Origin of the sequence: Rhodococcus sp. T9N (genome assembly GCF_024436645.1) — a bacterium.
In the GTDB taxonomy this organism is placed as follows: Bacteria; Actinomycetota; Actinomycetes; order Mycobacteriales; family Mycobacteriaceae; genus Rhodococcus_F; species Rhodococcus_F qingshengii.
On the sequence record NZ_JAMSKS010000019.1, the window covers coordinates 24445 to 48029 of the forward strand.

The following is a 23585-nucleotide window of genomic DNA, read 5'->3' on the forward strand; positions in this document are numbered from 1 at the left end:
CAGAAAGCAGGCCATATTCACCACGTGAGTGAACACAGTGAACTCGACGGGAACCGTGTAACCACCATCACCGAGCGCGCTCTGCCCGCAGAGCGCACCGTCCGTTCGAGTATGGATCTGGCGCCGGAGACCGTGCGTCAAATCCTGGGGGCGACGGACGAGAATCTCACCGCGATCGAACGTGAGCTTCGTGCCGACATTCATGTACGTGGCGGAACCATCTCCTTGTCGGGGACGGCTGCAGACGTGGCGCTGGCAGAACGTGTGTTCAGTGAATTGGCGTCGCTGGCCGGTCGAGGGCAGCCCATTGCCCCGGACGCTGTTCGACGAACCATCGGCATGCTCACCAACGAGGTCGGCGAGTCTCCGGCCGAGGTGCTCTCCCTCGACATTCTTTCGCGTCGGGGCAAGACGATTCGGCCGAAGACCCTCAACCAGAAACGCTACGTCGACGCCATCGACGAGAACACCATCGTGTTCGGAGTCGGCCCGGCCGGTACCGGCAAGACCTACCTCGCCATGGCCAAGGCCGTTCAGGCGTTGCAGGCCAAGCAGGTCTCTCGGATCATCTTGACCAGGCCGGCAGTCGAGGCCGGGGAGCGACTGGGCTTTCTGCCCGGCACGCTGCACGAGAAGATCGATCCGTATCTCCGCCCGCTGCACGACGCATTGCACGACATGATGGATCCCGAGGCGATTCCGAAGTTGATGCAGGCCGGAGTCATCGAGGTCGCTCCGCTCGCCTACATGCGTGGCCGGACGCTCAACGACGCCTTCATCATCTTGGACGAAGCGCAGAACACCACGGCCGAGCAGATGAAGATGTTCCTGACCCGCCTCGGGTTCGGTTCCAAGATCGTGGTCACCGGAGACGTGACCCAGGTCGATCTGCCGGGCGGGGCCCGTTCGGGTCTGCGCGCGGCATCCGAAATCCTCACCGGGATCGACGATATTCATTTCGCCACTCTCGACAGCAGCGACGTCGTACGTCATCGGCTGGTCTCTCACATCGTCGACGCTTACGAGCGTCACGAATCGGATCGGTCCGGCGAGTTGGCGGTCGGAAACCGGGCGCAGCGCCGCGCTGCACATGCTCATTCACCGCGACGGTAGGCTGAGCGACGCATCAACCCCTACTTTTCCCAGGAAAGAGCGTCGCACATGAGCATCGAGGTCTCGAACGAATCGGGCATGGACATCTCCGAACCGGAGTTGATCAGCGTTGCCCGTTTCGTGATCGCTCGGATGGATGTCCATCCGGCGGCCGAGCTGTCGATGGTTCTCGTCGACTCCGCGACGATGGCGGATCTGCACGTTCGCTGGATGGACCTGCCGGGTCCGACCGACGTCATGTCGTTCCCGATGGACGAACTCGAGCCGGGTGGCCGTCCCGATTCCCCCGAGCCGGGGCCGTCGATGCTCGGCGACATCGTGCTGTGTCCGTCTTTTGCCGCGGATCAGGCTGACAAGGCCGGGCATTCACTGGCTCACGAACTTGCCCTCCTGACCGTCCACGGTGTGTTGCACCTTCTCGGCTACGACCATGCGGAGCCGGAAGAGGAGAAGGAGATGTTCGGCTTGCAGAACAGCCTCCTCGAAGAGTGGTACGAAGACCTTCGCCGTATCGACCGCGAAGCAGCACTGGCCGAACGCGATCAGAAGCTGCTCGGTAAGACCGGTTTCGTCGACGGAGTGGACCGATAACAGTTATCCGGGGGTTCTGTAGTGAGTAGCGCCATAGCGCTCTTTGTTCTGGCGATTGCTCTTGTCCCGGTCGGTGGTGTCTTCGCGGCCGTCGACTCGGCGCTCAACACCATTTCGTCGGCGCGGATCGACGAAATGGCAAAGGAAGAGCGAGCCGGCGCCGCGCGAGTGCAACGCATCCTGACCGATCGTCCGCGATACGTGAATCTGATGGTCCTGCTTCGCATTTTGTGCGAGATCACGGCCACCGTCGTACTCGTGGGCGGCCTGATCGACGTCCTCTCGCTGGGCTGGGCACTGACCGTCACCGCGGTGATCATGGTTCTCGTCTCGTACGTGGTCATCGGCGTCGGACCGAGAACGCTTGGGCGCCAACATGCGTACTCCATCGCGATGGCCGCGTCGCTGCCACTGCTGTGGATCGGGGTTCTGCTCGGGCCGATCAGTCGCGTCCTGATCCTCGTGGGTAACGCATTGACCCCGGGTAAGGGCTTCCGCAACGGCCCGTTCGCGTCGGAAATCGAGTTGCGTGAACTCGTGGACATGGCGCAGGAACGCGGCGTCGTGGCCGACGAAGAACGCCGAATGATCCAGTCCGTCTTCGAACTCGGAGACACGTCGGCGCGCGAGGTGATGGTGCCCCGCACCGACATGGTGTGGATCGAGAACGACAAGAATGCCGGGCAGGCAACGTCGTTGGCCGTCCGCAGTGGTCACTCGCGCCTGCCGGTCATCGGGGAGAACGTCGACGACGTGCTCGGTGTCGTCTACCTCAAGGATCTGGTCAAGCAGACCTACCACCTGCCCGACGGCGGCCGGAACGTCAACGTCTGCGACGTCATGCGGCCCGCCGTCTTCGTTCCCGACTCGAAGCCGCTCGACAGCTTGCTGGCCGAGATGCAGCGCGACCGCAACCACATGGCGATACTCGTCGACGAGTACGGCGGAATCGCCGGGCTCGTCACGATCGAGGACGTCATCGAAGAGATCGTCGGTGAGATCGCCGACGAGTACGACGAGGACGAGACGCCGCCCATCGAGGATCTCGGTGACGGAATGTTCCGCGTATCCGCGAGACTTCCCATCGAAGACCTCGGTGAATTGTTCGATCTCGAACTCGAACTCGACGAGGTGGAGACCGTCGGCGGGCTGATCGGATACGTACTCGGCCGAGTGCCACTTCCCGGTTCCGAAGTGGAGTACGACGGTTTGATCCTGCGCGGCGAGGGAACCAATACGGGCCGAGGCCGGGTACGCATCAGCACGGTGTTCGTGCAGCGCATCCCGCCGTCCGAAGACGAAGAGACAGAAGACACCGATGACTGAGCGAGAGTTCAGCGAGGAGCAGTTATGAGCAAGAACGAATTCCGGTCAGGCTTCGTGTGTTTCGTGGGTCGACCCAATACGGGCAAGTCCACGCTGACCAACGCGTTGGTCGGCAGCAAGATCGCGATCACGTCCTCGCGCCCGCAGACGACGCGCCACACGATTCGCGGCATCGTTCACCGCGAGCATGCGCAGCTGATCCTGGTCGACACCCCTGGACTGCACAAGCCCCGCACTTTGCTCGGGCAGCGCCTCAATGACTTGGTTCGCGACACGTACTCCGAGGTCGACGTCATCTGCCTGTGCATCCCGGCTGACGAGGCCATCGGGCCCGGAGACCGCTGGATCGTGCAGCAGGTCCGTCAGATGGCGCCCAAGACCAAGCTTGTCGGCATCGTGACCAAGATCGACAAGGTCAGCCGCGACGCCGTCGGAAAGCAGTTGCTCGCGCTGTCCACCCTGCTCGGCCCCGAATCCGAGGTCGTTCCGGTGTCCGCGAAGTCGGGTGAACAGGTCGAGATCCTGGTCGACGTCCTCGCCGGTCTGATGGACGAGGGCCCGGCCTTCTACCCGGACGGCGAATTGACGGACGAGCCCGAAGAGGTGCTCATGGCCGAACTGATCCGTGAGGCTGCGCTCGAGGGGCTCGGCGAAGAATTGCCGCACTCTCTGGCTGTGGTGATCGAGGAGGTCATCCCGCGTGAGGGTCGCACCGAGAAGCAGGGCGAGATGCTCGACGTGCATGCGTTGCTCTACGTCGAGCGGCCCAGTCAGAAGGGCATCGTCATCGGTAAGGGCGGGGCGCGTCTGCGGGAAGTCGGTACCAGTGCGCGCCTGCAGATCGAGAAGCTGCTCGGTGTGCGGATCTTCCTGGAGCTGCACGTCAAGGTCGCCAAGGACTGGCAGCGCGACCCGAAGCAGCTCGGCCGGCTGGGCTTCTAGGGCCGGAGGACCCTGAGGATCGCCGCGCCGATGTCCTGCTCGTCGACACCGGTGGCCAGGCGTCGGAGTTGGAGCCCGGTGATGACGGCGACGAGCGTCGATGCAATCGACTCCGGATCAGGTACACCGAGTGCCGTCAGAATCGTGACGGTCAAATCGTCGTAGGCGGCGAAGCATTCGACGGCGACTCCGTGGAGTTCGTGGTCGCGCCCGGCGGCGATGTACATCTCGAACGGCGCGATCCGCTCGGCCGAGAACGAAAGATCTCGCGTCACCTTTTCGGCTATTGCCGCGGCGTCCTCGACGCTCAGACCTTTGTCGCGGTACTCCTCGGCCAAGGCGCGCAGGCGCGTCGTCTCGTCTGTCACGAAACGAGACAGAGCAGCGCGGAGCATGTCCGACTGGCTGGCGAAGTGATACGTGATCGATCCGAGTGAGACGCCGGCCTGCGCGGCGATGCGCCGGTTGCTCACACCCGGGATGCCGTCGGTACCGACGACGTGCAGAACGGCGTCGAGTATTCGCGCGCGGACGTCCCGGTTACTCATCGAGTCACCACCACGGCTCGGGGCGGACCTGATCCCAACGCAGGACCGATTCCAATTGTGAAGCGAGGGAGACCAACAGAGGTTCGGTGTTCTCGTTGCCCATCAACTGCGCACCGATGGGAAGGCCGGTGTTGCTGAATCCGGCCGGTACGTTGACCGAGGGCCAGCCGAGGACGTTCCACGGCCACGCGTAGGGGCAGGCGCCGGTCATGACCTTGTCGGTGTCCCAGCCACCGATGCCGTCGATCGCGGTCGCCATGATCGGTGGAGTTGCCGTCGTGGGTGCCAGGACGACGTCGTAGGTGTCGAAGATCGCTCCGATCCGCTTTCGCATCCGCGGCTCGGCTGCGCGGGCCGCGCGCAGAGGTGCGCCGCGAAGTAGCTTGCCGTTCTGTGCATTTCCGCGTGTTCTGGCATCGACGAGTGTCGGGTCGGGAACGCGTCCGAGCCAGTCGTGGACCCCGACGAGCGAGCGGGGCAGAAAGTTCAGGCCGAAGATCAGGCCGTATGCGGGATCGTCGACGACGACGTGGTGTCCGAGCTCCCGCAGCGTGTCGGCGATCGAATGCACGGCCAGGCGCACTTCCGGGTCCAGCTTCACGGGAGTGGCGGTGAACGGATTGCGAAGGGAAAGCGCGATTTTCAGTTTTCCGGGGTCGCGTCCCACCGCGTCGCTGACGGTGACCGGTGTCGGCTTGTGGAGGTCGCCGTCATGGTTGCCGGCAGCGACGTCGAGCAGCAGTGCCGCGTCGGCGACGGTGCGAGCGAGCGGTCCGTTGACCGTCAGGCCGTAGAACGCTTCGGCGTCGGGCCAGGTTGAGATGCGCCCGCGCTGCGGTTTGATTCCGACGAGGTTGGTCCAGGCCGCAGGGATTCGGATGGAACCGGCACCGTCGGAACCGATTCCGGCGCTGACCAATCCGGCGGCGACGGCCGCGGCGGTGCCGCCCGACGATCCGCCTGGAGTGTGGTGACGCGACCACGGATTGCGCGTGTAACCGAAGGCTGAACCGCTCGTGAGCGGCCACTGGCCCAATTCCGGACTGTTGGTCTTGCCCACGATCACTGCGCCGGCGTCGCGGAGGCGTCGAATCATCTCCGAGTCCTCGGTCTTGGCCGGGAAATCGCCAGGGCAACCGAAGGCCGTGGGTTCGCCGGTGATGTCGACGTCGTCCTTCACTGCGATCGGCACACCGAGCAGCGGCAGACGCTCGCCGCGTGCGAGACGTCTGTCGGCCTCGGCAGCTTCCTCGAGTGCCTTCTCGCGCCGCACGATCTTGAACGCATTGAGGTGAGGCTGAGTGGCCTCGATCCGGCTCAGCGTTGCCTCGGTGGCCGCGACGGACGAGGTAGCGCCCGAGGCCAGACTCGCAACCTGGTCGACAAGACCGGGGGCGAGATCGTGGTCGGTTCGAGAAGTCATCAGGTTCCCTTCGCAAAACTGTTCGTTCGAACGAACAGTAACTTGTTTCAGTATTAGTGAACTTCGGTTTCGCGTCAAGATCGCGTCAAGACGCCAGGTCAGTGCGTAAGCGGATCGTCAGAGACGCGGAATCGGCCTTTCCGGAGGTCGAAGCTGAGAGAGCGCATCCGGTCGAGGGCGACCGCGCGTCATGGCTGCGATGCACAGCAGCACGGCAAAAGATTTCGAAGAGGGAAGCTCATGGCCGATCTGGCCTACGTTGCTCTGATTCTCGGCGGTTTTCTCGTGTGCGCGCTGGTACTGCGCGCCCTACAGGCGAGCGCTCCCAAATGACGGTTGCCGGTGTGGTCAGCGTGGTTCTGATCGCCGTCGCCGCGGCATTGGTCATTTACCTGCTCGTTGCACTCGTAGATCCTGAGAGGTTCTGATGTCGCCCGCTCTTGCAGCCGGCCTGCAGATCGCTTTTGTCCTCGTCGTTCTGGCAATCGCCTACGTCCCGGTGGGCGACTACATGGCGCGTGTTTACTCGTCGACGCGAGATCTTCGGGTCGAGAGTGTGATCTACCGCGTCGGTCGGATCGACTCCAGGGCCGAGCAGACGTGGTACGGCTACGCCGCAAGCGTTCTCGGATTCTCACTGGCCAGCGCATTGTTCCTGTACTTCCTGCAACGGATTCAGGGAGTACTGCCGCTGAGTGACGGTCTGTCCGGGGTCAGTCCCGCCGTAGCGTTCAACACCGCGATTTCGTTTGTGGCGAACACCAACTGGCAGTCGTACACGCCGGAAACGACGATGAGCAACTTCGTTCAGCCCGTCGGTCTGGCGGTGCAGAACTTCGTCTCGGCAGCGGTCGGCATGGCGGTGGCCATCGCATTGGTTCGCGGCTTCATTCGGGTGGCCAGGGGCGGCGAGATCGGCAACTTCTGGGTCGATCTGACGCGTGGTTCTCTGCGCATCCTCCTCCCGTTCTCCTTCGTGATCGCCCTGATCCTGTTGAGCCAGGGTGTGATCCAGTCGTTCCACAGCGGTTTCGCCTCCACCGGCCTCGACGGCAATGCGGTGACCAATGCACTGGCCCCCGTCGCGTCCCAGGAAGCGATCAAGGAACTCGGCACCAACGGTGGCGGGATCTTGGCTGCCAACTCGGCGCACCCGTTCGAGAACCCCACCCCGTTGAGCAATGTCGTCGAGATTCTGGCGATCCTGTTGATTCCGGTCTGCCTCACCCGAACGTTCGGAACTCTCGTCGGGGATCGTAGGCAAGGCCTCACCCTGCTGGCAGTGATGGGAATCCTGTGGAGCGGGCTGCTCGCAGTCACGCTCGCTGCCGAATCCGGCGCACGCGGTGTTGCCGCCACAGCAGCTGGTTCGATGATGGAGGGCAAGGAAGTTCGCTTCGGAATCCCCGGATCGGCGTTGTTCGCGGTGGCGACCACGGGAACGTCGACGGGCGCGGTGAACTCGGCCCACGACAGCATGTCACCCCTCGGCGGCGGCGCGGTCCTGCTCAACATGTTGCTCGGCGAAATTGCGCCAGGTGGAGTCGGAACCGGCCTCTACGGGATTCTTGTGCTGGCATTGATCGCAGTGTTCGTCGGCGGACTGCTGGTCGGTCGCACGCCCGAATATCTCGGCAAGAAGTTGGGTCGACGCGAGATCACCCTTGCGGCGCTGTCGATTCTGGTCATGCCCGCGCTGGTCTTGATCGGTACCGCCATCACCGTCATCCTCGGTTCGACCACCGGTTATCAAGGCAATGGGGGAGATCCGGGCACGCCGGGATCGATCCACGGGTTCAGTGAGGTGCTTTACGCCTTCGCCTCCGCCTCCAACAACAACGGCAGCGCCTTCGGCGGTCTGACGGTCACCAGCGACTGGTTCCAGTCGTCTCTCGGAATCTGCATGCTTCTCGGCCGATTCCTGCCGATCATCTTCGTTCTCGCTTTGGCCGGTGCTCTTGCCTCGCAGAAGAAGGTGGCGCCGACGGCCGGCACCCTCCCGACGTCCGGACCGATGTTCACCGGTTTGTTGACCGGCACCGTCGTTCTTGTTGCTGCACTTACATTCTTCCCGGCCCTCGCGCTGGGCCCGCTAGCGGAGGCTCTTCAATGACCGTGCGTATCAGTGAGAAACCCGTGGTAGCGCAAGACGCCGCCGACAAGGCTGATCCAGGGCAGTCCCGTCAAGTACACGCAGGCGTTTTCAACCCGCGGCAGATGATCACCGCGTTGCCGGGGGCCGTGCGCAAACTCGACCCACGCCATCTCGCCCGCAACCCGGTCATGTTCGTGGTGTTCGTCGGTTCCGTCATCACCACTGTCATGGCGATCGCCGATCCCTCGGTGTTCTCCTGGGTGATCACCCTGTGGCTCTGGTTCACGGTGATCTTCGCGAACCTCGCCGAATCCGTGGCCGAAGGGCGCGGCAAGGCGCAGGCGGCGAGCCTGCGAAAGGTGAAGCAGGACACCACAGCACATCGGATCACGATGAGCGGTGCGATCGAATCGGTTTCCGGCACCGAACTGGTGGTCGGCGATCGGGTGATAGTGGTTGCCGGCGAGGTCATCCCCGGCGACGGCGACGTGGTCGAAGGTATTGCCTCCGTAGACGAATCGGCGATCACCGGTGAATCCGCGCCGGTGGTCCGTGAATCCGGTGGTGACCGGTGCGCCGTCACCGGTGGTACGACGGTTCTCTCGGACCGCATCGTCGTGGAAATCACCGCAGCACCGGGCAGTTCGTTCGTGGACCGGATGATCGCGCTCGTCGAGGGTGCTTCACGTCAGAAGACACCCAACGAGATTGCGCTCAACATCCTGCTCGCGTCGTTGACCGTCATCTTCCTCCTCGCCGTCGTAGCCATCGGCCCGATGGGCTTGTACGCGGGGCACGAGCAGGATCCGATCAAGCTGATCGCACTTCTCGTCTGCCTGATCCCGACGACCATCGGAGCGCTGCTCTCGGCGATCGGTATCGCGGGCATGGACCGCCTCGTCCAGCGCAACGTTCTCGCGATGTCGGGGCGCGCGGTGGAAGCTGCGGGCGACATCGACACCCTGTTGATGGACAAGACCGGAACCATCACTTTCGGTAACCGCCGGGCCACCGCACTCCATCCGGCGCCCGGTGTATCCGCCGACGATCTTGCTGCGGCAGCTCGCTTGTCGAGCCTTGCCGACGGAACTCCCGAGGGACGGAGCATCGTCGAGCTGTGCGCAGCGGAGTTCGGTCTCGCTGCCGAGCCGACGCTGGACGAGGAACGCGCCGAGTTCGTTCCGTTCACGGCACAAACCCGGATGAGCGGACTCGACCACTCCGGACGCCAAATCCGAAAGGGTGCAGCAGATGCGGTGATGAACTGGGTCGTCAGTGGCGGTGGACACGCGGAGAGCGCGGTGACCGACACCGTGAACGGCATCGCCCAAGCGGGCGGAACGCCGCTGGTAGTTGCCGTCAAGCATGGTGAGAGTACCTCGATCCTCGGCGTGATCGCGTTGTCCGACGTCGTCAAGCCGGGAATGGCTGACAGGTTCGCCGAACTCCGGGCGATGGGTATTCGCACGATCATGATCACCGGCGACAATCCGTTGACCGCGAAGGCGATTGCCGACGAGGCGGGCGTCGACGACTTCATGGCGGAGGCCACTCCGGAAGACAAACTGGCCCTGATCCGGAAGGAACAGGAAGGCGGACGTCTCGTCGCGATGACCGGTGACGGGACCAATGATGCTCCCGCCCTTGCCCAGGCGGATGTCGGGGTCGCGATGAACACGGGAACCTCGGCAGCCAAAGAGGCCGGGAACATGGTCGATCTCGATTCCGATCCCACCAAGCTGATCGAGGTGGTGGAAATCGGCAAGCAATTGCTGATCACCCGCGGCGCGTTGACCACATTCTCGTTGGCGAACGACCTGGCGAAGTATTTCGCAATCCTGCCGGCCTTGTTCAGCGGCATCTACCCGCAGCTGGACGCGTTGAACATCATGCGTCTCGCCACCCCCGAATCAGCGATCGTCTCGGCCGTGATCTTCAACGCCTTGGTGATCATCGGTTTGATTCCGTTGGCACTCAAGGGTGTTCGATACCGACCGTCGACGGCATCGCAGTTGCTCGGACGTAACCTGCTCGTCTACGGTCTCGGCGGTGTGATCACACCGTTCGTCGGTATCTGGTTGATCGATCTCGTCGTACGTTTGATTCCTGGAATTGGGTGACCTGACATGCGTTTCACTATCGGTTTTGCCAAACAGGTGTGGGCGGGTTTGCTCGTATTGCTCGCGCTCACCGTCGTTCTCGGTGTGGTCTATCCCGCCGCGGTGTGGGGTGTCAGCCGGATCAGCTCCGGATCTGCCGAAGGCTCACCGGTCACCGATGCCGCCGGTTGCGTGGTCGGCAGTGCCTGGGTGGGTGTCGATCCGCAGGTCGCCGAAGGGCAGCAGGACCCGTTCTTCCACAATCGTGTTGTCGGATCCGTTTCGGACGAGGATCCGTTTGCCACCGGTGATCCCGCTGCGGCACTGCCGTCCAACCAGGGGCCGAGCAGCGAGATTCTGGCCGGATTCGTCATCGAGCGCCGGGCAGCCATCGCGGCACGTGAGGGTGTCGACCCGGCATCGGTTCCCGTCGACGCAGTCACCGGTTCGGGCTCGGGTATCGATCCCCACATCAGTCCGGCGTACGCCGAACTGCAGGTCGCGAGGGTGGCGGCCAACAACGGCATCTCGGAAGACCAGGTGCGGGACTTGGTGGCCGAGCACACCGACGGTCGGCAACTCGGATTTCTCGGAGCCGAGCGAGTCAACGTACTGGAATTGAACCTGGCACTCGGATTGACGGCACCTACGTGTGCTGCACCGACGACTGGTGGATGATTGTCACGTGAGTTCTTCGGAGAAGGTCGGTCAATCTTTCGGTAGGGCACGCAAACGTGGTGAATTGCGTATCTACCTCGGCGCTGCGCCCGGCGTCGGAAAGACCTTCGCGATGCTCGGTGAGGCTCATCGGCGTCGAGATCGTGGCTGTGACGTGGTCGCGGCCGTCGTGGAGACACACGGCCGCGCCCGCACCGCGGCGCAGATCGGAGACCTCGAAACAGTGCCGCCCAAGCTGGTGGATTATCGCGGAACACGGATGCCGGAACTGGACGTCGAGGCCGTGTTGGCTCGGCGTCCGGCCCTTGTCCTGGTGGACGAGTTGGCACATACCAACACGCCAGGGAGCAAGAATCACAAGCGCTGGCAGGACGTACAGGAACTGCTCGAAGCCGGGATCGACGTTCTGTCCACGGTCAACGTGCAACACCTCGAAAGCCTCAACGACGTTGTCGCGCACATCACCGGCGTGGTTCAGCAGGAGACGGTTCCGGACGCGGTAGTGCGTAGTGCGGCGCAGGTCGAGCTGGTCGACATCACCCCGGAGGCGCTGCGCCGCAGACTTTCTCACGGAAACGTGTATTCACCAGAACGGGTCGATGCGGCCTTGGGCAATTACTTCAGACGCGGAAACCTCACGGCGCTACGCGAACTGGCTCTGCTGTGGGTGGCCGATCAGGTGGACGCCGCACTGGCGAAATACCGGGCCGAGAACAAGATCACCGATACCTGGGAAGCGCGCGAGCGTGTCGTCGTTGCCGTGACCGGGGGACCGGAGTCGGAAACCCTGGTACGACGCGCATCTCGAATCGCGTCGAAGTCGAGCGCCGAGCTGATGGTGGTCCACGTCGTACGCGGTGACGGACTCACCGGCGTCTCGGCCCCCGAGATGGGCAAGGTGCGCGCGTTGGCTGTCGGAGTCGGCGCCACGCTTCACACCGTTGTCGGTGACGACGTACCGTCGACGCTCCTCGAGTTCGCGCGTGAGGAGAACGCCACACAGTTGGTGCTGGGAACGTCGCGGCGTTCCCGCCTGGCTCGCATCCTCGACGAGGGGATCGGCGCTGCGGTGGTTCAGCAGTCCGGTGGTATCGACGTTCACATGGTCACGCACGAGGAAGCGACGGCGCGACGACGCATTTCGGTGCTGGGGCGCTCGGAGCGCCGGGTCCTGTCGTGGATTGCGGCGATCGTCGTGCCTTCGCTCGCGGCCGCGATCATGGGTCTCGTCGACCGAATCTCCGGGGTCAACGGCGAGAACGCGCTGTTCTTCGTCGTGGTCGTTCTGGTCGCCCTCCTCGGCGGCGTCGGCCCGGCGATATTGTCGGCCCTGATCTCGGGACTGCTGCTCAATTACTTCTTCACCGATCCGCGGTACAGCTTCACCATCGCCGAACCTGACAACTTCATCACCACTGTCGTGCTGTTGATCGTGGCTGTGGCAGTTGCCGTTCTGGTCGACGCCGCAGCAAAGCGCGCCCGCGAGGCGAAGCGCGCATCCGAGGAAGCCGAACTGCTCACACTGTTCGCGGGATCAGTTCTCCGCGGAGCGGATCTGTCGACACTTCTGGCGAAGGCACTCGAAATCTATCGCCAGCGAGGGGTTTCCGTCATTCATCACGACGACGGAGTCATCGCCGCCGTGGGTACGCAGCCGCCGACCACGGACGACGAAGCGGATACGGTCTGTGAGGTCAACGACGGGGAATACGCGCTGTTGTTGGCTGGGCCCGACCTGAGTGCGCGGGATCGACGAGTGCTGACGGTGGTGGCTCACCAAGCAGTTGGGATGATCCGCCAGGAGAAACTGACAGTCGAGGCGAGCAAGGCTGCCGCGCTCACCGAGGCTGATCAACTGCGTCGAGCCCTGCTGTCAGCGGTAAGCCATGACCTGCGAACGCCTCTCGCCGGAGTGAAGGCGGCGGTGTCGAGTCTGCGCAGCGACGACATCGAGTTCTCGCCCGAAGACACCGCTGAATTGTTGGCAACCATCGAGGAGTCGGCGGATCAGTTGACGGCGCTGGTCGGGAACTTGCTCGACTCGTCCCGACTTGCCGCCGGGGTGGTGAAACCCACGCTGCGGCCGGTGTATCTGGACGAGGTGGTTCACCGCGCGTTGCTGGGCCTCGGCATCGGTGGACGCTCGGATTCGCGGGCTCGAAGTGTAGTCGTCGACGTGGGTACCGTTGCAGTGCAGGCAGATCAAGGTCTGCTCGAGCGGGTGATTGCGAACATCGTCGACAACGCTCTGCGCTACGGGGGAGAAACCCCGGTGCGCGTCGGGGCGGCGCAACTCGGTGATCGTGTGGTGATCAGTGTTGCCGATACGGGCCCAGGTGTTCCGCGAGGTGAGGCCGAAACGATGTTCCAGCCGTTCCAACGGATGGGAGATCGCGACAACACCGGCGGAGTGGGCCTCGGACTTTCCGTGGTGCGCGGATTTGTCGATGCGATGGGCGGAACGGTCAGCGCCACAGACACACCTGGTGGGGGATTGACGATGATCGTGGAGTTGGCTGCGGCCGGTACGAATGGGAATGGATCATGAGTCGAATCCTGGTAGTGGACGACGAACCGCAGATTCTGCGAGCTCTGCGTATCAATCTTTCGGTGCGCGGGTACGAGGTGGTGACCGCGTCGACGGGCGCCGGTGCCTTGCGGGCTGCTGCCGAGCGTCCACCGGACGTCGTGGTACTCGATCTCGGACTGCCCGACATGGACGGCACCGAAGTGCTTGCCGGCCTGCGTGGCTGGTGCACGGCGCCGGTCATCGTGCTGTCGGCGCGCACGGATTCCGCGGACAAGGTCGAGGCTCTCGACGCCGGTGCGGACGACTACGTCACCAAGCCCTTCGGGATGGACGAGTTTCTGGCCCGCGTGCGCGCTGCGGCGAGGCGGGGAACCTCCGCGGCGGACACTTCGGAACCGTCGGTCGAGACCGCGTCCTTCACGGTGGACTTGGCTGCGAAAACAGTGAGTCGGCGCGGTGAACAGGTGCACCTGACTCCGACCGAGTGGGGCATGCTCGAGATGCTTGTGCGCAACCGCGGAAAGCTGGTCGGGCAGAAGGAGTTGCTTCGGGAAGTGTGGGGACCGGCGTACGACACCGAGACCCACTATCTACGTGTCTACCTGGCTCAACTTCGTCGGAAGCTCGAGGATGACCCGGCGAACCCCAAGCATCTGATCACCGAGGCAGGAATGGGTTATCGATTCGTGGTGTGAGAAGCCAGGTCAGAGCACAACTACCAATTTGCCACGTGCCGTACCGGCTTCCATCTTGGCATGTGCTCGCGCGATGTCCTCGAACGCGAACACCTCGTCGATCGGTACCACCGCCTCGCCTGACGCCACAGCGGAGAGGAAGTCTTGCAGTACGCCGGCAGGCAGGTCGGACGCGTCCCCACCGTACGAGGTCAATCGCACTCCGCGTGGAATGTAGTCGATCGGATAAAAGTCTTTGACTGTCCACTCGTTGGACAGCATTCCCGTGAAACACACGGTGCCGTGAACGCGGGTCGCGCGCAACGTGTCGGGAAGTGTTGGTGTTCCGACCAATTCGAGGGCCAGATCAACACCGCCCGGGAGGATGTCTCGAACCTGGCCGGCCACAGCACCGTCGTCGACGATAACGTGGTCAACCCCGATCGCGGTCAACGACGACGCTTTGTTCGCATCTCGGGTGGTCGCAAGGACAGTGAGTCCCCACTGCTTCGCCAGGACTGCGGTTGCCATGCCGACCGAGGAGGTTCCTCCCCGGATCAACAGGGATTGACCGGATTTCGCGTCCAGTCCTACCGTCAGCGAGCCGTAGGACGTCTGCAGCATCTCGGGAACAGCTCCCACTGTCGACCAGTCCAGTTCGCTCGAGAAGGGAACGACCTGACTGACGGGAACGCACGTGTACTCGGCATAACCGCCGTCGAACGTCCTCCCCATCCCACCCATCATGGCGGCGACTTGCCGGCCTTCGGTGAGCTCCCCGCCGGGGCAGTTCACCACTTCGCCGACGGCCTCGATGCCCAGCACCCTCGGGAATGTCACGCCTTCGGCGAGGCCGAGGCGGGTGTGAAGTTCGGATCGATTGAGGCCGAAAGCCTTCACCCGGACCAGTACCCAGCCCGCAATCGGCACGGGTATCGGAATCACTTTGATAGTCAATGCTTCTGGCGGGCCGGGGGCGTCGAGCACGATTGCGCGCATTGTGTCGGTCATGCTTTTTCCTTCGTGGTCGGTGTCAGGTTTCGATTGGCTTCACGCAGCGTGGCCAGTGTGGCGCCGAATCGATCGAGAGCGTCGGGCGTCAGCACGGAACCGAGACGGCGCTCCAATTCGCCGTCGAACGTTGCCTTCGCCCGCCGCAACAGCTCATTGCCCTCGGGAGTCAACTCGATGAGTGAGGATCGTTTGTCGGTGGGATTGGATTTTCGACGGCAGTGTCCAGCCGCTTCGATTCGATCCACCAGCTTGCTCGTGCCACCGACGGTGATCGCGAGGGCCTCGGCGATGTCGAAGACCCGACAGGAGCCGAGCCTGTCGATGATCTGCATCGGCTCGAATCGACTCAGTGGCAGGTCGTGCTCGATTCGGAGTCGCTGGTCGACGGCCGTCCACAGTTCGGTTTCGAAGCGGACGAGGTTGTCGAAGTGCCTGCTCAGGGCTGATCTGGTCACGAGCAGACTCCGAACCGATATGCATTCCGTGGAATCATTTTCTCACCGTACGCCCGATTGGTGATTAATTCCATGGAATCTATTTGCGGCCTTTCATTGTGTCGGTGGCGCATGGGAACATATGTTCGTGTCGCATGAACCGCTGGATCAAGAAACGCCAGGTAATCACCCTGGCGGTGCTCGTTCCGGCGGTAATCATTCTGGCGGTAGTCGGTCCACAGGTGACGCAACAATCCTGCATGCGGACCTCGATTCGTTCTACGCATCAGTCGAGCAACGCGACGACCCGACTCTGGCCGGCAGGCCGGTCATCGTCGGTGGTGGGGTGGTCTTGGCGGCAAGCTACGAGGCCAAGGCGTTCGGGGTTCGCACAGCCATGAGCGGTGGTCAGGCCCGATCACTGTGTCCTCAGGCGATAGTCGTCCCTCCGCGAATGTCGGCGTACTCGCAGGCGAGCAAAGACGTGTTCGACGTCTTTCACGACACGTCGCCGCTGGTCGAAGGAATCTCCATAGACGAGGCCTTTCTCGAGGTCGGCGGGCTCGCCAAGATCGTGGGAAACCCGCTGCAGATCGGAGCCAACCTCAGACGCGATGTGGCCGAGCAGGTCGGACTACCGATCACGGTCGGAATCGCACGCACCAAGTTCCTGGCCAAGGTCGCCAGTGCATTCGCGAAACCCGACGGATTGCTGCGAGTGCCGCCGGAGGGCGAGACCGAGTTCCTGCATCCCTTGCCGGTCGAGAAGCTGTGGGGCGTCGGCAAGATCACGGCCCAGAAGCTGCGAAACTTCGACATCGTGACGGTGGGTGACATCGCTCGGCACGACGAATCCTCGATCGTCTCGATTCTCGGGGGCGGCGCCGGTCGCCATCTCTACGCACTCTCACACAATCGAGATCCGCGCCCCGTCCGCGCCTATCGTGGCCGCAGTTCGATGGGTGCTCAGCATGCGCTGGGTCGCGGATCCCATCCCCGCGCAGAACTCGATGCGTCGTTGATGTCCCTTGTCGACCGTGTCAGTCGACGCATGCGTTCGGCGCAGCGGACGGGGCGCACGGTCACGCTCCGGCTCCGCTTCGCGGATTTCACGCGGGCAACTCGATCTCACACGCTGCGCCGGTCCACCGCCGACACAGCGGAATTGCTGAGCGCCTCGATGGTGCTGCTGGACGAAGCGATACCGATGATCGCGGACAAGGGCATCACGTTGATCGGTGTCGCTGTCTCCAACCTGGATCGGGACGGCGCCGAACAACTCGAATTGCCCTTCGACGGTCCAGGATTCGCGGGTCCGGACACTGCCGCCCTCGACTCGGCAATGGACAGTGTCCGGAAGAAGTTCGGCTCCGCGGCCCTCACGAGGGGAGTGCTCCTGGGACGCGATCCGGACCTGTCGGTGCCGCTACTGCCGGACTAGGTGAGGTTTTCTCGCAGAGTCGCTCCCTCGTATTCGCGACGGAACAACCCACGCGCCTGCAGCACCGGAATCACGTGATCGACAAAATCTTCCAGACCCTGCGGATAGGTCGGCGGCATCAGATTGAAACCGTCGGCACCGCGGCCGTTCAACCAGGATCCCATCTCGTCGGCAATCGACTCCGGTGTTCCGATCATCGTTGCGTGACCACCACCCGCAGCGAGCGTCCCGAGGAGCTCCCGCACAGTCGGTGCGTCCTTCTCGACGATCCGCAAAATAGTGGCGTAGCGTCCCTGCGGCCCTGTGAACGCTTCGAGTGGAGGCAACGGGGGCACGGGCCCGTCGAGATCCCAGTTCTCGCAATCCTGTCCGGTGAACAACGAGAGTTGGCGTATCGACTGTTCGGTGGGCAGCAGGAGATCGAGTTCGGCCTTCTTCGCCCTGGCCTCGGCGACGGTGCTGCCGACGTAGGTGACCAGTCCCGGCATCACGGCGACAGAGTTCGAATCCCGGCCGGCTCGCTCGATTCTCGATTTCACGTCCGCGTAGTAGGTCTGTGCGCTGGGTAAGTCGTAGGCAACCGAATAGATTGCCTCGGCGCGACGCGCCGCCAGATCGCGGCCCTGCTCGGACGCCCCGGCCTGGAACAAGACCGGCCGGCCTTGCGGGGAGTGCGGAACCGTCAACGGCCCGTCCACCCGAAAATGTTTGCCGTCGTGATTGATTCGAGAAATCCTGTTTGCGTCGGCAAAACGCCCCGACCGGTCGAGAATCAGCGCGTCTTCCGACCATGAATCCCACAATGCGAGGGCCACTTCGACAAATTCGTCGGCTCGTTCGTATCGGGATGCATGATCGGGCATCGCCTCGAGTCCGTGGTTGCGCGCCTCCTGGTCGAACATCGAGGTCACGACGTTCCAGCCGGCCCGTCCGCCGCTGATGTGATCGAGCGAGGCCAACAGTCGCGCCGCGTGAAACGGCGTGTAGAAAGTGGTGGAAATGGTGGTCACCAGGCCGATGTCCGCTGTCGCTCGTGCCATGGCAGTCAATGCGGTGATCGGCTCGAGAAACCACGACGCACCCGACTCCGGTTCGCGAACACTGTGACCGTCAGCGAAGAAGACGGCGTCCAGCTTTCCGCGTTCGGCGATCTGGGCGAGCGACTCGTAATACGTGATGTCGCCGAGACTTTCGACCGGTGAGTCGCGATGACGCCATGCCGCACTGTGATGTCCGCACCCGAGCAGGAACGCACCTATCCGTAATTGCGCGCCCATCAGTTCTTGACGAGTCCGCCGTCGACAACCAGGTTCTGACCGGTCACGGCCCGTGACCATGGTGAGGCGAAAAAGAGTGCAGCGTCGGCAAATTCGTCCGGCGTGGTGACTCGGCGCAGGGGAGTGCTTGCCGCGATCATGTCGAACACGGCTTCCGGTGTTGCGGCGCTCGCATCGGTGGTGCGGAGCAAGCCGCCCGAGACCATGTTGACTGTGATCCCGTCCGGACCGAGGTCGGCGGACAGCGTCCGTGTCAGTGCCAACAGTGCGGCCTTGGCAGCGGTGTAGTCGTGGTACGGAACTACCGGATTCTGGACCAGATTGGTTCCGACAGTGATGATTCGGCCGAAGCCGAGTTCGCGCATGCCTGGTAGCGCTGCCTGGGTGGTATTGAGTGTTCCGGCAACAGCTCCGCGTAGTTGAGAGTCGAAGTCGGCCCAGGTGATCGTGTCCGCGTTCGGCCGTGCATCGCCGTTGAACGAGAAGTCGACCAGTGCATTGTCGACCACGGTCGAGATCGGTGCGTCGAATCTCTCGCGTGCAGCGGAGAACAACTGGTCGACGGAACTGCGGTCCGTCACGTCCGCCTGGACTGCGAAGGTGCGATCCTCACCCAGTTCGGCGACCAGGGCCTCGGCGGCATCGCGGCTCTTGTTGTAGTTCACGATTACTCTGGCGCCCGAGCGGGAGAATGCTCGGCTCAGTGCGGCGCCGAGCCCGCGGGCGCCACCGGTGATCAGAACGATCTGCTCGTCGAGGTTCAATGCGCGCTGAAATTGCTGTTCGGTCACGTCGACATCCCTCCGCCAGTGCTAACTGGTCAGGTTCATCGGGTCTGATCTCAGCCGACTTTTTCGGCACCCCGTGTCACCGTCCATCAGACCACGTGAGGTGAATCGTCCTGAACGCCGGGTGCGTTGTAACGGCCGGCGCGATGAGTTTTCGATCGCGCGGGAGTCGTAATTGCAAGCGAAGTGGCAACCGGCCGCTCGCCTTCGCCCCAGGAGATTCCGATGACCACCCAGCCCGTCCACAACGAAACTGTTTCCGGTAACGCCACGACGACGACACCTTCGGCCACGGCTCGCAAGCTCGGATACGTCCTGAGTGGGCTGTTCGTCGTTTTCATGCTCTTCGACGGCATCATCCACATTCTCAACCTTCAGACAGTCAAGGATGCGTCGGCTGAACTTGGGTTGCCGGACTCGCTGGCATTGACGGCTGGGGTGGTGCAACTGATCTGCCTTGCGCTGTACGTGATTCCGCGAACGTCGATACTCGGCGCGATTCTGCTCACCGGTTACCTGGGGGGAGCGGTGTTGACCAACCTTCGAGCTGAACAGCCTCTGCTGAGCACGACCCTGTTTGCCGTCTACACCGGAATCGTCATGTGGGCGGGACTGTATCTCCGGGACGAGAAGGTTCGCGAGATCATCCCGCTGCGTCGGGCCTGAAATAGGCCCCCGAGGGGGTTGCGTGGGACGCGGTGTCCCATTATGTTTGACCTCATTCAAGTCCGTCGACTGCAATCGACGGACTGGCCGTGAGGAGACACCGATGGCTCGGTCAGCGTCGATCGAAGTGGAAAAGCCGTACCACCAGGTACTGCAGACTTTGTCCGAGGGCTCAGTTGCCCGCAGTTTCGATCCCTATCTCGACATCGACTGGGATTCACCAGAGTTCGCGATCGATCCGCATGATCCGAGATGGGTGCTCTCGTCCGTGTCGGACCCCCTCGGGGCGACGCAGTGGTACCAGGATCAGTCGTTGGAGCGTCGAATCGCCATGGGAATGTGGCGTCAGGCGAACGTGACCAAGGTGGGTTCGGCCTTCGAGAGCATCTTGATCCGGGGAATGCTGCAATACATCATGGCGCTACCCAACCAGTCGCCTGAGTTCCGGTACTGCCTGCACGAGATGACCGAAGAGTGCAATCACATCCAGATGTTCCAGGAACTCGTCAATCGCATGGACATCGACGTGCCGGGTATGCGTCCGATGTTCCGGCGGCTGTCGCCGATCATCGGAGTGCTGGGAGCAAAGTTCCCGGTCATCTTCTTCATCGGCATTCTGGCTGGTGAAGAACCGATCGACCACTTCCAGAAGGATCTCATCCGTGAGGGTAAGGACACGCCGCCGGCGATGCTCCGCACCATGGAGATTCACATCGCCGAAGAAGCGAGACACATCTCGTTTGCTCACGAGTTCCTGCGCAATCACGTCCCCAGACTCAGTCGTACGAGTCGAGCCATCACATCGGTCGCCTTCCCCGGCGCGATGCGTTGGCTTGCGGGTGAAATCATGTCACCGCCAAAGGAATTCGCCGAAGAATTCGGAATCCCGGACGAGGTGATGAAGAGCGCCTTCTGGGGGAGCCCGCATTCACGCCGCATCCTGGGTAACTACTTCGGCGAAATGCGAGCCCTGGCAGACGAACTCGGATTGATGAATCCGGTGTCGAAGCGTGCGTGGCGAAAGCTGCGCATCGACGGCGACTACGCCCGCTACCGCGGCGAGCCGAAGCGTTCCGACAAGACCCGGATCTAGTCCGGCCGCGAAGTTCCTCCGTCGGAGGACACCAGCTCGGCTATGAGCGTGGACAATTCGACATGGGGATCGATCTGTAGTCCGCTCGAGCGGGCAACGCCGTCGAACATGTACCAGGTGTATTTCGCGAGGTCGGCGACGATCTCTTCGCGGCTCGGCTTCGGATCGGTGCTTCGGACCCAGTGGGTGAGCGTGCCCTCGACCATTGTCACCACTGCGAACGGTAGTGAATCGAAGGGTGAGGAGTCGATCCCCACGGATCGACCGACTTCGGTGATAGTGGTGAGGGCGGAGTCGGCGATTGTGGCCTTCAGACTGCTGATCGCGTCGATGCTCTCGTCGTCGTAGTCGGTGGGGCCGGTACCCATGAACTCGTGAATCCGCGGATGCTCGGTGATCCACTCGGCGACGGCGCTGATGGTTCGGGTCAGGATCTGGTCGAGAGTGCCTACCGAAATGCTCATCGACGCGTCCAGGGCCGCCGCAAATTGTCCGAGCACAAACGCTCGGACTCGTCGATCGAGGTCGTCTCGGCCGCTGAATTGGCGGTACACCACCGACTTGGCGAGGCCGGCACGATCGGCGATCTGCTGGACGGACACCTCGGCACCTGCCGCACGCTCTTCGAGCAGTTCGACCGCCGAGGTGAGTATCCGTTTCTGACGCTCGGAGTTGTGTCGCTCCCACCGCGCTTCGCGACCGGTCAACTCTGCAGTGACAGGTTGCGCAATTGCGTCGCTCGGCATCGCGCCAGTCTATCCGGACGGACCTGTCGTGTTTCCGACTTGTCATCGGGCGCGGCATCGGGATCGGTCGTCGGTACAACGTGGGACACTGGTCGAGTGAGGTTGTATCGAGACACGGCAGTGGTGCTGCGCCTGCACAAACTGGGCGAAGCCGACCACATCGTCACGTTGCTCACCCGTCAGTTCGGGTTGGTACGTGCCGTGGCCAAAGGTGTCCGCCGAACCACCTCCAAATTCGGTGCCAGACTCGAACCGTTTGCTCACATCGACGTGCAACTACTTCCGGGCAAGAATCTCGACATCATCACTCAGGTGCAGACGGTCGACGCATTCGCCACCGACATCGTCGACGACTACAGCCGGTACACCACGGCCTGCGCCGTACTCGAAACTGCCGAGCGGTTGGCCGGCGAGGAACGCGCGCCGGCCCCGCAGCTTCAGCGATTGACGGTGGGAGCGCTGCGTGCGATTGCCGAGCAGGCACGACCGGTCGAGTTCGTGCTCGACGCGTTCTTGTTGAGAGCCATGGGCTATGCGGGTTGGGCGCCTGCCCTCGAAGAGTGCGCCCGCTGCAGTGCTCCTGGACCGCACCGGGCCTTTCATGTCGCCGCAGGCGGAGCCGTGTGTACCTATTGCCGCCCGGCGGGTGCTGCGACGCCGTCGCCCGGAGTGCTCGACTTGATGGAAGCCCTGCTCCGAGGGGAGTGGGAGGGTACCGATTCGGCGCCCGCGACGCTGCGGACGCAAGCCAGCGGACTGGTCGCGGCACACCTGCAGTGGCATCTCGAGCGCCAATTGCGGACGTTGCCGCTGATCGAGCGTTCGAGGCCGCATGCAGCCGTCGAGGTCGACTTGCCCGTGAGGCAGGATGGAACACGTGATTCGACGACGCGAACCGCGAACTCCGCTTGATTCTGCTGCTGACCGGGTGATCCGACCACCGGACCCACATCCGTCCGGGGCAACCCCGCCGATCCTGCAGACCGAACTGATCCCGCGCCACGTCGCTTTGGTGATGGACGGCAACGGACGATGGGCGCAGGAGCGCGGTCTGCCCCGAACCGCCGGGCACGAACGCGGCGAAGCTGTCCTGATGGACACCGTCTGCGGGTGCATCGAGATGGGTGTCGAGTGGCTCTCCGCTTACGCCTTCTCCACCGAGAACTGGAAACGGAGTCCCGACGAGGTTCGATTCCTGATGGGCTTCAACCGTGATGTCATCCGCCGCCGACGCGACGAGATGAACGAAATGGGTGTGCGTGTTCGGTGGGCCGGTCGTAAGCCGCGCCTGTGGGCCAGCGTGATCAAGGAACTCGAGATCGCCGAAGAACTGACCAAGAACAACACCGTCATGAACTTGACCATGTGTGTGAACTACGGCGGCCGGGCCGAAATTGCCGATGCGGTAAAGGAAATCGCGAAGCGTGTCGCGGCCGGTGAGATCAATCCGGACAAGATCACCGAGGCGACGGTTGCCAAGTACCTCGACGAACCCGACATGCCCGACGTCGACCTCTTCCTGCGTCCGTCGGGGGAACAGCGGACGTCCAATTTCTTGATCTGGCAATCCGCCTACGCCGAAATGGTGTACCAGGAGAAGCTGTTTCCCGATTTCGACCGCCGCGACCTTTGGGCCGCCTGCGTCGAGTACGCCTCACGCGACCGTAGATTCGGTGGCGTCAAATGACAGGGGAGAACATGACCGACACCACCGACGAAGCAGCCCGCCTACAAGAACGCGCGGCCGCCTCGCTGGCGCATTTCGTGACGGTCGATGTTGCTGCCGACGGATCACTGGGTTTCCAATACTCCGGCGCGCTGTGTTCCATCCAGGCGATGAATCTGTCCGAGGGTCTGGACGTGTTGTCCATGACGTGCGTTCTCGCATGGGACCGACCGGTGAGCGCGGCACTGCATCGCAAGGTGGCCGAGCGGAATCGCACCATCCAATTCGGCTCCATCGCGGTGTTCGGCCACGGCAGTCTGGCGGACGTCATCCTGCGTTACACGTTCCCTGCCGCCGGACTGGACGACGAGGCACTGACCACGATGTTGCTACTGGCGCTCACCGGTGCCGATACCGCCCGGCAGGGTTTGATTCCCTGAC

Annotated in this window: 23 protein-coding genes and 1 riboswitch; of the genes, 16 read left to right on the forward strand and 7 right to left on the reverse strand. The window is 63.0% G+C overall.

Going from position 1 to position 23585, the window contains the following annotated elements:
- The first annotated feature begins 24 nt into the window (after positions 1-24).
- The 4 genes from M1L53_RS25375 to era are packed head-to-tail and all read left to right on the forward strand — an operon-like array spanning position 25 to position 3972.
- On the forward strand, positions 25-1113 hold the full coding sequence (locus M1L53_RS25375; RefSeq protein ID WP_003944580.1) for a PhoH family protein: 1089 nt from the start codon (positions 25-27) through the stop codon (positions 1111-1113).
- A gap of 48 nt (positions 1114-1161) precedes the next feature.
- Entirely contained in the window at positions 1162-1704 is a 543-nt protein-coding gene (ybeY, locus tag M1L53_RS25380) for an rRNA maturation RNase YbeY (protein WP_003944525.1), read from the forward strand.
- A gap of 21 nt (positions 1705-1725) precedes the next feature.
- Positions 1726-3030, forward strand: coding sequence for a hemolysin family protein (locus M1L53_RS25385; protein WP_003944509.1), 1305 nt, complete (start codon positions 1726-1728; stop codon positions 3028-3030).
- A 24-nt stretch (positions 3031-3054) separates the two neighbouring features.
- The gene (gene era / locus M1L53_RS25390; protein WP_003944451.1) at positions 3055-3972 is read left to right on the forward strand and encodes a GTPase Era; all 918 of its coding nucleotides are present in this window, start codon (positions 3055-3057) and stop codon (positions 3970-3972) included.
- Here era and M1L53_RS25395 read toward each other — a convergent pair.
- Positions 3969-4520 (reverse strand): TetR/AcrR family transcriptional regulator, encoded by a 552-nt coding sequence (locus M1L53_RS25395; protein ID WP_054187676.1) that lies wholly within the window; start codon positions 4518-4520, stop codon positions 3969-3971. The two genes, era and M1L53_RS25395, sit on opposite strands and share 4 nt — an antisense overlap.
- A 4-nt stretch (positions 4521-4524) precedes the next feature.
- Positions 4525-5943, reverse strand: a complete 1419-nt coding sequence (locus tag M1L53_RS25400) for an amidase (protein ID WP_050654651.1) — start codon at positions 5941-5943, stop codon at positions 4525-4527.
- Positions 5944-6272: 329 nt separating this feature from the next.
- Here M1L53_RS25400 and kdpF point away from each other — a divergent pair, with 329 nt between their 5' ends.
- Genes kdpF through M1L53_RS25430 form a run of 6 tightly spaced genes read left to right on the forward strand, consistent with a single transcriptional unit; the run spans position 6273 to position 14040 of the window.
- Entirely contained in the window at positions 6273-6371 is a 99-nt protein-coding gene (gene kdpF / locus M1L53_RS25405; RefSeq protein ID WP_007731078.1) for a K(+)-transporting ATPase subunit F, read from the forward strand.
- The gene (gene kdpA, locus M1L53_RS25410; protein ID WP_003944472.1) at positions 6371-8056 is read left to right on the forward strand and encodes a potassium-transporting ATPase subunit KdpA; all 1686 of its coding nucleotides are present in this window, start codon (positions 6371-6373) and stop codon (positions 8054-8056) included. Before kdpF ends, kdpA begins: the two co-directional genes overlap by 1 nt.
- On the forward strand, positions 8053-10158 hold the full coding sequence (gene kdpB, locus M1L53_RS25415) for a potassium-transporting ATPase subunit KdpB (RefSeq protein ID WP_054187675.1): 2106 nt from the start codon (positions 8053-8055) through the stop codon (positions 10156-10158). The genes kdpA and kdpB overlap by 4 nt, the downstream gene beginning before the upstream one ends.
- A 6-nt stretch (positions 10159-10164) precedes the next feature.
- The gene (locus M1L53_RS25420; protein ID WP_007731080.1) at positions 10165-10815 is read left to right on the forward strand and encodes a potassium-transporting ATPase subunit C; all 651 of its coding nucleotides are present in this window, start codon (positions 10165-10167) and stop codon (positions 10813-10815) included.
- Positions 10816-10822: 7 nt separating this feature from the next.
- Positions 10823-13363, forward strand: a complete 2541-nt coding sequence (locus M1L53_RS25425; protein ID WP_003944466.1) for a sensor histidine kinase KdpD — start codon at positions 10823-10825, stop codon at positions 13361-13363.
- Positions 13360-14040, forward strand: a complete 681-nt coding sequence (locus tag M1L53_RS25430) for a response regulator (RefSeq protein WP_003944545.1) — start codon at positions 13360-13362, stop codon at positions 14038-14040. The genes M1L53_RS25425 and M1L53_RS25430 overlap by 4 nt, the downstream gene beginning before the upstream one ends.
- A gap of 9 nt (positions 14041-14049) precedes the next feature.
- Here M1L53_RS25430 and M1L53_RS25435 read toward each other — a convergent pair whose 3' ends face one another.
- Complete coding sequence (locus M1L53_RS25435; RefSeq protein WP_042924097.1) at positions 14050-15030, reverse strand: zinc-binding alcohol dehydrogenase family protein; 981 nt, start codon at positions 15028-15030, stop codon at positions 14050-14052.
- Complete coding sequence (locus tag M1L53_RS25440; protein ID WP_007731082.1) at positions 15027-15488, reverse strand: MarR family winged helix-turn-helix transcriptional regulator; 462 nt, start codon at positions 15486-15488, stop codon at positions 15027-15029. The genes M1L53_RS25435 and M1L53_RS25440 overlap by 4 nt, the downstream gene beginning before the upstream one ends.
- A 121-nt stretch (positions 15489-15609) precedes the next feature.
- Here M1L53_RS25440 and dinB point away from each other — a divergent pair, with 121 nt between their 5' ends.
- Entirely contained in the window at positions 15610-16908 is a 1299-nt protein-coding gene (gene dinB / locus M1L53_RS25445) for a DNA polymerase IV (RefSeq protein WP_007731083.1), read from the forward strand.
- Here the strand turns inward: dinB and M1L53_RS25450 are convergent.
- Together M1L53_RS25450 and M1L53_RS25455 are read right to left on the reverse strand one after the other, a co-directional pair.
- A complete protein-coding gene (locus tag M1L53_RS25450) occupies positions 16905-18185 on the reverse strand; it encodes an LLM class flavin-dependent oxidoreductase (protein WP_054187674.1) in 1281 nt (426 codons plus the stop codon). The two genes, dinB and M1L53_RS25450, sit on opposite strands and share 4 nt — an antisense overlap.
- Positions 18185-18949 carry a 3-oxoacyl-ACP reductase gene (locus tag M1L53_RS25455; RefSeq protein ID WP_046379952.1) on the reverse strand — a complete coding sequence of 255 codons (765 nt, stop codon included), beginning with the start codon at positions 18947-18949 and terminating at the stop codon, positions 18185-18187. The genes M1L53_RS25450 and M1L53_RS25455 overlap by 1 nt, the downstream gene beginning before the upstream one ends.
- A 17-nt stretch (positions 18950-18966) precedes the next feature.
- Positions 18967-19060: riboswitch (TPP riboswitch) on the reverse strand.
- A 138-nt stretch (positions 19061-19198) separates the two neighbouring features.
- On the opposite strand from M1L53_RS25455, the gene M1L53_RS25460 reads away from it, so the two are divergent.
- Together M1L53_RS25460 and M1L53_RS25465 are read left to right on the forward strand one after the other, a co-directional pair.
- Positions 19199-19639 (forward strand): DoxX family protein, encoded by a 441-nt coding sequence (locus tag M1L53_RS25460; protein ID WP_003944516.1) that lies wholly within the window; start codon positions 19199-19201, stop codon positions 19637-19639.
- Between the two features lie 103 nt (positions 19640-19742).
- Complete coding sequence (locus tag M1L53_RS25465) at positions 19743-20732, forward strand: diiron oxygenase (RefSeq protein WP_003944493.1); 990 nt, start codon at positions 19743-19745, stop codon at positions 20730-20732.
- On the opposite strand, the gene M1L53_RS25470 is transcribed toward M1L53_RS25465, so the two are convergent.
- Positions 20729-21478, reverse strand: coding sequence for a TetR/AcrR family transcriptional regulator (locus tag M1L53_RS25470; protein ID WP_054187673.1), 750 nt, complete (start codon positions 21476-21478; stop codon positions 20729-20731). The two genes, M1L53_RS25465 and M1L53_RS25470, sit on opposite strands and share 4 nt — an antisense overlap.
- 96 nt (positions 21479-21574) lie before the next feature.
- Between M1L53_RS25470 and recO the strand changes: the two genes are divergently transcribed.
- Genes recO through M1L53_RS25485 form a run of 3 tightly spaced genes read left to right on the forward strand, consistent with a single transcriptional unit; the run spans position 21575 to position 23584 of the window.
- On the forward strand, positions 21575-22390 hold the full coding sequence (gene recO, locus M1L53_RS25475; protein ID WP_029255636.1) for a DNA repair protein RecO: 816 nt from the start codon (positions 21575-21577) through the stop codon (positions 22388-22390).
- Positions 22347-23165 carry an isoprenyl transferase gene (locus M1L53_RS25480; protein ID WP_003944543.1) on the forward strand — a complete coding sequence of 273 codons (819 nt, stop codon included), beginning with the start codon at positions 22347-22349 and terminating at the stop codon, positions 23163-23165. Before recO ends, M1L53_RS25480 begins: the two co-directional genes overlap by 44 nt.
- Positions 23162-23584: a YbjN domain-containing protein gene (locus tag M1L53_RS25485; RefSeq protein ID WP_019749000.1), complete on the forward strand. Its 423-nt coding sequence runs from the start codon at positions 23162-23164 to the stop codon at positions 23582-23584. Before M1L53_RS25480 ends, M1L53_RS25485 begins: the two co-directional genes overlap by 4 nt.
- Position 23585: the final 1 nt, after the last annotated feature.